The organism is Streptomyces sp. NPDC002671 (assembly GCF_053592475.1).
Genome location: NZ_JBSFVU010000109.1, coordinates 1 through 7,338, shown reverse-complemented (window position 1 = coordinate 7,338; position 7,338 = coordinate 1). Strand labels below are relative to the sequence as shown.

General features: G+C 68.8%; 10 protein-coding genes and 2 pseudogenes. 6 read left to right on the top strand and 6 right to left on the bottom strand.

Annotated elements, in window-relative coordinates:
• From ACWD35_RS44375 to ACWD35_RS44365, 3 genes and pseudogenes are all read left to right on the top strand, one after another.
• The coding region (locus tag ACWD35_RS44375) for a peptidylprolyl isomerase (protein ID WP_451357004.1) at window positions 1-237 on the top strand (237 nt) is incomplete at its 5' end.
• Between the two features lie 649 nt (window positions 238-886).
• A pseudogene (locus ACWD35_RS44370) lies at window positions 887-1,452 on the top strand (FAD-dependent oxidoreductase); the annotation flags it as partial.
• A 216-nt stretch (window positions 1,453-1,668) separates the two neighbouring features.
• Window positions 1,669-1,776, top strand: a pseudogene (locus tag ACWD35_RS44365) (DNA-binding response regulator); the annotation flags it as partial.
• A gap of 92 nt (window positions 1,777-1,868) precedes the next feature.
• Here the strand turns inward: ACWD35_RS44365 and ACWD35_RS44360 are convergent.
• Entirely contained in the window at window positions 1,869-2,762 is an 894-nt protein-coding gene (locus tag ACWD35_RS44360) for a LysR family transcriptional regulator (protein ID WP_451357003.1), read from the bottom strand.
• A 137-nt stretch (window positions 2,763-2,899) separates the two neighbouring features.
• Here ACWD35_RS44360 and ACWD35_RS44355 point away from each other — a divergent pair, with 137 nt between their 5' ends.
• Window positions 2,900-3,718 (top strand): 3'(2'),5'-bisphosphate nucleotidase CysQ, encoded by an 819-nt coding sequence (locus ACWD35_RS44355; RefSeq protein ID WP_451357002.1) that lies wholly within the window; start codon window positions 2,900-2,902, stop codon window positions 3,716-3,718.
• A gap of 41 nt (window positions 3,719-3,759) precedes the next feature.
• Entirely contained in the window at window positions 3,760-4,356 is a 597-nt protein-coding gene (locus tag ACWD35_RS44350) for an NADPH-dependent F420 reductase (RefSeq protein ID WP_451357001.1), read from the top strand.
• A gap of 300 nt (window positions 4,357-4,656) precedes the next feature.
• Here ACWD35_RS44350 and ACWD35_RS44345 read toward each other — a convergent pair whose 3' ends face one another.
• From ACWD35_RS44345 to ACWD35_RS44325, 5 genes are all read right to left on the bottom strand, one after another.
• Window positions 4,657-4,887, bottom strand: coding sequence for a Tn3 family transposase (locus ACWD35_RS44345; RefSeq protein WP_451357005.1), 231 nt, complete (start codon window positions 4,885-4,887; stop codon window positions 4,657-4,659).
• A 160-nt stretch (window positions 4,888-5,047) separates the two neighbouring features.
• On the bottom strand, window positions 5,048-5,425 hold the full coding sequence (locus ACWD35_RS44340; RefSeq protein ID WP_451357000.1) for an ester cyclase: 378 nt from the start codon (window positions 5,423-5,425) through the stop codon (window positions 5,048-5,050).
• Between the two features lie 214 nt (window positions 5,426-5,639).
• On the bottom strand, window positions 5,640-6,203 hold the full coding sequence (locus ACWD35_RS44335; protein WP_451356999.1) for a YdeI/OmpD-associated family protein: 564 nt from the start codon (window positions 6,201-6,203) through the stop codon (window positions 5,640-5,642).
• A gap of 27 nt (window positions 6,204-6,230) precedes the next feature.
• Entirely contained in the window at window positions 6,231-6,602 is a 372-nt protein-coding gene (locus ACWD35_RS44330) for a putative quinol monooxygenase (protein ID WP_451356998.1), read from the bottom strand.
• 2 nt (window positions 6,603-6,604) lie between these two features.
• Entirely contained in the window at window positions 6,605-6,991 is a 387-nt protein-coding gene (locus ACWD35_RS44325) for a VOC family protein (protein WP_451356997.1), read from the bottom strand.
• Between the two features lie 63 nt (window positions 6,992-7,054).
• Here ACWD35_RS44325 and ACWD35_RS44320 point away from each other — a divergent pair.
• On the top strand, window positions 7,055-7,338 hold a 284-nt coding region (locus tag ACWD35_RS44320), incomplete at its 3' end, for a helix-turn-helix domain-containing protein (protein WP_451356996.1).

Here is a 7,338-nt window from a genome sequence, read left to right as displayed (position 1 = left end):
GCGATGGCCAACGCCGGGCCGAACACGAACGGTTCGCAGTTCTTCGTCGTCTACGGCGACTCCGCGCTGCGACCGAACTACACGGTGTTCGGCACGGTCGGTACCGCCGGCCTGGAGACGCTCGACAAGATCGCTGCTGGCGGTATCGAGCCAACTACGCAGGACCCGGCGCCTGTCGACGGCACGCCCGTGCTGCGGACCGAGCTGCTCAGCGTCCGGCCCTCCTGCCGGCCCTGATGAACTGTGGTGCGGTCACCGTGGGTCCAGCTACGTGCCTGGTCTCACGGTGATGTGAAGTAGCCGTTGCCGACGTCCGCCCAGGTGACGTCGCCGATGCCGTCGTAGAAGGTGACCAGGTCAGCTGGGAGGGGGTTCACATATAGGCCAGGCCGCCGTCGAGCCGATGACCATTTGCCCTCCTAGGATCTTCGTGGAGCGACTTCTGGGAGCGGAGTATGGTGCGGGCCCTACGCCGCCGAGGACTGGTTCACCTGGCCGGCACGGTGGCGCCCGCTGCAGCCTCGGCGTCGAGAGTGTCATTCCAAGCGGGCGGCCCTGCCAGCGCAGGGTCGCCCCGCGTTGGGCGATCCCCCATCCTCGCCATGCGAGCAGGTGTTGGCGGTGGGCCATTAATGATCCGTGGGATCGCCGGTTTGGCTAACCGGCAATTCCGCGCTATGTTGCGCCGCTTTGCAGGTGCTGCACGCCACGGAGCCACAGGGCCGCCTGTGTCCAACGCCCTTCAGGGCTCCTTCCCGCTCAGTAGGATCACCGGCAGAGTGGGGCGGGAGGCGCACGGGGTGGCGAGCAGCGGTATGGCAGCGGGGGGTCGGCGACCGTCGGCGGAGCGTGTGCGGCAGCGCCGGTCGGCCGCCGTGCGCAAGCGCCCGCAGCGGCCAAGGCCACCAGCGACGGTTCCCTGTTCGCCGTCACGGCCGGCAAGGGGATCCTTGGCCATCGAGAGGCCCACGCCGTTCTTCACACCTACGTGGCGCTCACCAAGCCACAGGAATGGATCGCCGCCGTCCTCGCCAGTCCCGAAACGGCGGCGGCCCAGGTCGCGGCAGAATTCACCGGATGGGCGCCTGAACTCACCGCACTCATCACTGACGGGGAAACCGCCCTCGCCCCCGCCCGATCAGCGCCCTGCCGATCGGCCACCGGTGGGACCGCGTTCCCCGAGTGACGCTGCTGGGCGACGCCGCCCACCTCATGTCACCGTTCGCCGGGGAGGGCGCCAACCTCGCCATGTTCGACGGCGCCGAACTCGGCAAAGCCATCGCCGCACATCCCAACGACATCGAAGCCGCCCTTACGGAGTACGAGCAGGCTCTCTTTCCCCGCAGCGCCCGGTTCGCCGCCGAATCCGACAAGAACCACCAGCTCATCTTCGGCGACAACGCCCCTGCCGGCTTGCTCAACCTGCTCACCGGCCAGGAGCCGACCGAGTGAGCACGGCCCACAGATCCGCGATCGTGAGCCGCAGGCGTCGGTCTGGCCGCCCCCACGGCCAGCACCCGCACGAACAAGCCGCTGCTGACGTTGAAGCAGATCGCCGCTGCGTTCGGCGACGTGCCGAGCGACCGCGCCGATGTTGGGGCGTGCGTACCGCTCCAGGGCGCGGACGGAGGCGTGGCGGGAGCGGGCCAGCAGCGTTGGGGTGGAGGCAGCCAGGAGACCGTCAAGACGTTCGTGTCCTGCATTCTCGGCAAACTCGGGCTTCGCGACCCGTTCAGGTTGGTCGTGTACGCCTACCGCCGGGGGCTGGTGATCTGATGCGGGTCCGCACAGCGGCTGGCCGTGCGGCATCGAGGTGGTCGCGTGGACGTATGGGTGAAGCGGCCGGACGGCGCGGCCTATGACGCTCCTCACATGGCGAGCGCGGTTCGCGCCAGCCCGCGCAGCCAGGCGTGGGCGTGGTCGGTGTCGTAGCGCTGATGCCACGACAGGTATATCGGTGCCGACGGCAGTTCGAGCGGGAGGGGGAGCACGACCAGGCCGAGGTCGGCGACTGCTGACCGCATGGTGGCTTCGGGGACGCTGATCAGGAGATCGGAGCCGCGCGCGAACTCCAGCGCGGCTGCTTCCGTGGGCGCGGTCGCCACCACGCGGCGGGTGAGGCCGAGCCGCGCGAGGGCGTCGTCGAGGGCATTGCTGAGGTTTCCACGTCGCGAGACGGTGACGTGCTCAGCGGCGGCGTACCGCTTTGCGGTGACGGTCCTGACGCGGGTGAGGGGGTGCCCCTGCCTCACGACGATGACGAGGCGGGTCTTGCCCACGTTCTCGGCGCGGATGTCCGGTGCGCTCGGGCGGTTGGCGTTCGCTTCCAGGTCGACCTCGCCGCGCCGCAACTCGGGGGTGTCGATGCTCGATTCCGCGACGAAGCGCAATCGCACGCCCGGCGCCTGTCCACGCACGGCTGAGAGCAGTGCCGGGCCGCTCAAGGCGACCAGGGAATCGTGCCAGCGGAGTGTGAAGGTGCGCTCCAACGTTGCCAGATCGAGTTCACGACTCGGTGCCAGCACCCCCTGGACCTGGTGCAGCAGCTCGTGCACCTGTTTCCGGACGGCAATCGCATACGGCGTCGGGGTCATCGTGCGGCCGGTGCGCACCAGGATCTGATCCCCGGTCGTGCGCCGGATTCGGCCCAGACTCCGGCTCATCGCGGGGGCGGTGACGTGCAGGCGCGCGGCCGCCCCGGCCACACTTCCCTCCTCCAGCAGCGCATCGAGCGCGGTGAGCAGATTCAAATCCAATTGCATGTGAGTAATCCTAGCCGTGCTTGACATGCATTTGAAGTTAATGAAGGGGCTGGATACCTTCGAGACGAGAGCGCAAGACGGAACGCACACCTTGCCCCGACCGGCCTCAACACCCCTCCTCACACGGGAGTACCACCATGTCCGAAACGCTTCAGACCACTGACGTCGCCGCCTCCGACGCCGACCTGCTCGGCCAGAGCGCGATCGCCGTGCGCGAGGCCGGTTCGGCGCTGCGCGAGCGCTTCGGCGAGGTGGTCCGCTACCAGAACCGCGAAGAGCTGATGCGCGCACTCGCCGCCAACGACGACACGGCCCTCGACATCCTGCGCCCCCGCCTCACGCGCCTGCGCCCGGACGCCGGCTGGGTGGAGGACGAACTGGACGGCGGGGCGCTGCCGCCCGGCGAATGGTGGGTCGTGGATCCGGCCGAAGGTAACGTCAACCACCTGCACGCCCTGCCGGAGTGGGCGGTGACCGCCACCCTCGTGCGTGAGAACCAGCCGGTGCTCACCGCGGTCCACCTGCCGTTGACCGGCGAGACCTACACCGCGCTCACCGGCGCGGGCGCCCACCTCGACGGCCGGCCGCTGCACGTCTCCCAGACCGCGGACCTCGGCCTGAGCATCGTGGCCACCAGCCAGGCCCGGCCGGACGAAGACGAGAAGGTCGTGCGGCGCGTCGGCTCCTCGATCACCGCGATGCTCTTCGACGCGCTCGTCGTCCGCACCGCCGTGCCCGCAACCCTGCACCTGCTAAACGTGGCCGCCGGCCGGATCGACGCCTTCTGGCAGTTCGCCGGCGCCCGCGCGGACCTGCTGCCCGGGGCGCTGCTCGTCACCGAGGCCGGCGGACAGATCTCCGACGCCGAGGGCCGCCCCTGGACCCCGCAGAGCGAGAGCCTCCTGGCCGCCGCGCCCGGCGTCCACGCCGAGGCCGTCGCCACACTCTCACGCTGACCGCGCACCACAACCCGCACCCGCGGAAGGACCAGATCATCATGACCACGATCGCAGTTCTCGGAAACGGCCGCGTGGGCGGCAACCTGGCCACAGCCCTCACCCGGGCAGGGCATGAGGTGACCGTGGCGGACCGCGCGCCGGGCGCCGCCGCCGACGCTGCCCGGACAGCCCAGATCGTCATCAACGCCACCCCCGGCGCCGGCTCGCTGGACCGGCTCGTCGCCCTGCGCAAGGAACTGCGCGACAAGATCCTCGTCGACGTCTCCAACGCCACCGTCGACGGACCGGACGGACTGCCCGCCGACCTGATCTACCCCGGCTCAAGCCTCGCCGAGCAACTTCAGGAAGCGCTCCCCGAAACGCGCGTCGTCAAGACACTCAACACCATGCTCTTCCCGGTGATGACCGCGCCAGCCACGCTCACCCAGGCGCCCGACGCCTTCCTCTCCGGCGAGGACCCGCAGGCCAAGCAGACCGTCCGTGAACTGCTCATCAACCTCGGCTGGCGCAAGGAGTGGATCACTGATCTCGGCGGGATCCAAACGGCCCGTGCCACGGAGGCCGCGATACTGTTCGTACCGCACGTGATCCGGTCCAGCGGATTCGCGCCCTTCGCGATCTCGATCGCCCGCTGATCCGCACACAGTGCACCGCCCCCGGCGGGCCCACATCCAGAACGGATACGACAGCGCAGCCAGGGCCGGCGATTCAGCGCCGGACGGCGACCCGTGGCCACCCTTCCCTGGGCCGTCGGCCTCGCACCGAGGAATCGACCCATCTCACGGCGGACGCGCTTGCGGATCTGCCCGCATATACCCGCGGCGGCCGGCGGCACCGGTGCCTCACACTCGCCGATCCAAGTGCGCGTGCGTGTGCATGGTACTGGCGCGGGACGGCATCACGCCGCCGCTGAAGAAGTGACCTGGCATCAATGGTCAGGCTGCCTGGCCGTAGCCGTCCGCGCCGGGGCCGCCGCCGCTCAGCGGGCTGAAGCCGACGTCCAGGTGCGGGTCGTACGCCTCGGGCTCCAGGCCGAGTTCGTGGGTGGAGTATTCGCCGAAGCGGCGGATGTGCTCGGTCAGGTACGGCGAGATGCGCGCCAGGTCCTCGGGGTCGATCTCCCAGCCCTCCTCCTGGAGCTGGCGCACGATCTCGGCGATGTCCAGGGCGTTGTGGAAGGGGGCTCCGCGGTCTGCTCCGAAGCGGTGTAGTGGAGCAACAGCAGGTGCAGCATGGCGTCTTCCTCGACCTTTCGCATGGTGGTGATCGACGCATCATGGCACCTGGCGATCGGTGGTGGTCTGGGTGAGCACATCCCACAGGTGCTCACCCTGAGGTCGCGCTGCCGTCCGCTGAGCGGTTGAGCGTGGATATGCCCCACAGCTCGGCGATGCGGCCGTCCTGCACGCGGAAGATCTCCATCATCGAAGGGGAAGGCTGTCCCTCAACACCCGCCGGGATGCCGCGCAGGGTCGTGCGGACTGCGGCTTTGCCTGTCTCCACGAGCATGTCCTCGACGGTGACCTGGATGTCGGGGAACGCGGTGTGAAGTCTGTTCCACGCCTTCACGACGCTGTCGACGCCAATGGTTCCCAGCGGGTGGCTCACGAAGCCGGCGGAGAAGATCGTCTCTGCCGCGGCGAGGTCACGCGAGTTGAATGCGTCATACATGCGCTGTGCGATGGCTCTTACGTCGTGCGTCATCTCAACATCCTGTCCGGAACGTGTACGAAAGATCGGCTTAAGGGAAGAACGGAAGCGGACCCTGGGTGAGCAAGAAGGGTCTGGGGCTGGTGATCCATCGCTGCCGAGGCAGCCGCTCCCGCGTTCTTGCGGCGGTGAACCTGGCAGCGGGCCGTTCCAACAAGGGCATCCCGTTCACCGGCAAGGCTCGGGTGCAGACTCAGGTCGGCCGGCCTCAGGGGTAGAGCTTCTTCTGCTCGGCCAGCATTGCTACATACTTCTCGATCCGCCGCACCCGGGTCTCGGGCTTCTTGGCGTCCTGGATGCGGTACAGGATCGCGTATCGGTTCTGGCCGTCCAGTGTCGCGAAGAACTCCGCAGCGGCGGGGTTCGCAGCGAGGGCCTCGGTCAGATCGTCCGGCACTGAGGCGCTCTTCCACCCGTCATACGCGGCGTCCCAGCGACCGTCCGCCTTGGCACGCTCAACTTCGGCAAGACCGGGCGGCCGCATGCGTCCCTGTTCGAGTAGGGCATCGGCCTTGTCGCGGTTTATCTTCGACCACTTGCTCTTCGGCTTGCGCGGCGTGAACCGCTGCAGCCAGTAGGAGTCGTCGAACTTGCCCTTCTGCCCGTCGATCCAGCCGTAACAAAGTGCAACGTCGAGGGCCTGTGCGTAGTCCAGAGCCACGACACCCGGACCCTTCTTCCTGAGCTTTAGCCAGATTCCAGGCGAGGAGGAGTGGTGCTCGTTCAGCCAGCGCTCGAACGCCTCAGCAGATTCGAACAGGATGATTTCCAAGTCGTCAGCCAGCTCTCAGCTTTGTCGTCAGGCGGGTTCGAGCACAGGGAATGGCTTGTGCCGGGGCCCATTTCCTGTGGTCGGTGGCTCGTTCGTCAGGCCCACCCCTCCCAGGACCGTGAGGTCCGTGCGGTGCGGCGGGGCCGGCAGCAGGGCGAGGACGTCAGCGGGGGTGGGGCCCTCGGCGGGAGGAGGAGCAGCGAGGGCGGCCTGTGCGCTGGCGTCGTCCCTCCAGACCTCGGTGACGTGGACCGTGTCCGGGTCGGCTGTGTCCTGGCTGATCAGGTAGATCTCACAGTCCGGGAAGCCGCGTAGCCTCTCCGCGACTCTGAGCAGGACGGCGGCGAGTTCACCGCCGCTGCCCGGGTGCGCGGTCATGGTCATCAGTCGGCAGATCATGCTCAGACCAGGGTGGAGATGCAGAACGGGTGGCCGGCAGGGTCCAGCAGGACCCTCCATCGATCAGGCTGCGGCTGAGCCGGGGGTTCGACGGCGCCAAGGGCCAGTAGCCGGGCCTGGGCGGCGTCCAGGTCGTCGACACCCAGTTCGATGTGGGCCTGCTTTTCGTGGGAGGGGTTCGGCCAGGTGGGACGCTGGTAGTCGGCCAGCCGGCAGAAGCCCAGTCCGGCCGAGCCCTCCTGGCCGAGCAGGATGAAGTCGTCGCTGGAGTAGGCGACGGGCAGGCCCAGGGCGTCGCCGTAGAAGCGGGCCAGCTCGGCGGGGTCCGGGCAGTCGAACGTGACGGCCGAGTAGCGGATCGCGGGCGCGGATGTGGTTCCGGTGCTCATGGGGACGACGCTATACGGGGATCAGGACAGATTCTGTCCTGGTCATGGGGGAGACTTCGGGATGTGATCAGCACCTTCGCCCGCCTGCTGCGACTGGTCTCACTGCTGTCCGCGCGGCCGTCGTGGACCTGCGGCGAGCTGGCCGGACGGATGGAGGTCACCGAGCGCACCGTCCGCCGGGACATCGCCAGGCTGCGGGAACTCGGCTACGGCGTCGAGTCCGAGCCCGGGCCGGGGGGTGGCTACCGTCTGGGCGGCCGCCCCCCGGGGCCGCCCCGGATCCTCCACCCCGACGCGGCCCACCCGGGGGCCCTCCCCCTGCGCGCGGCCGAGCGCCCCCCCGGCCT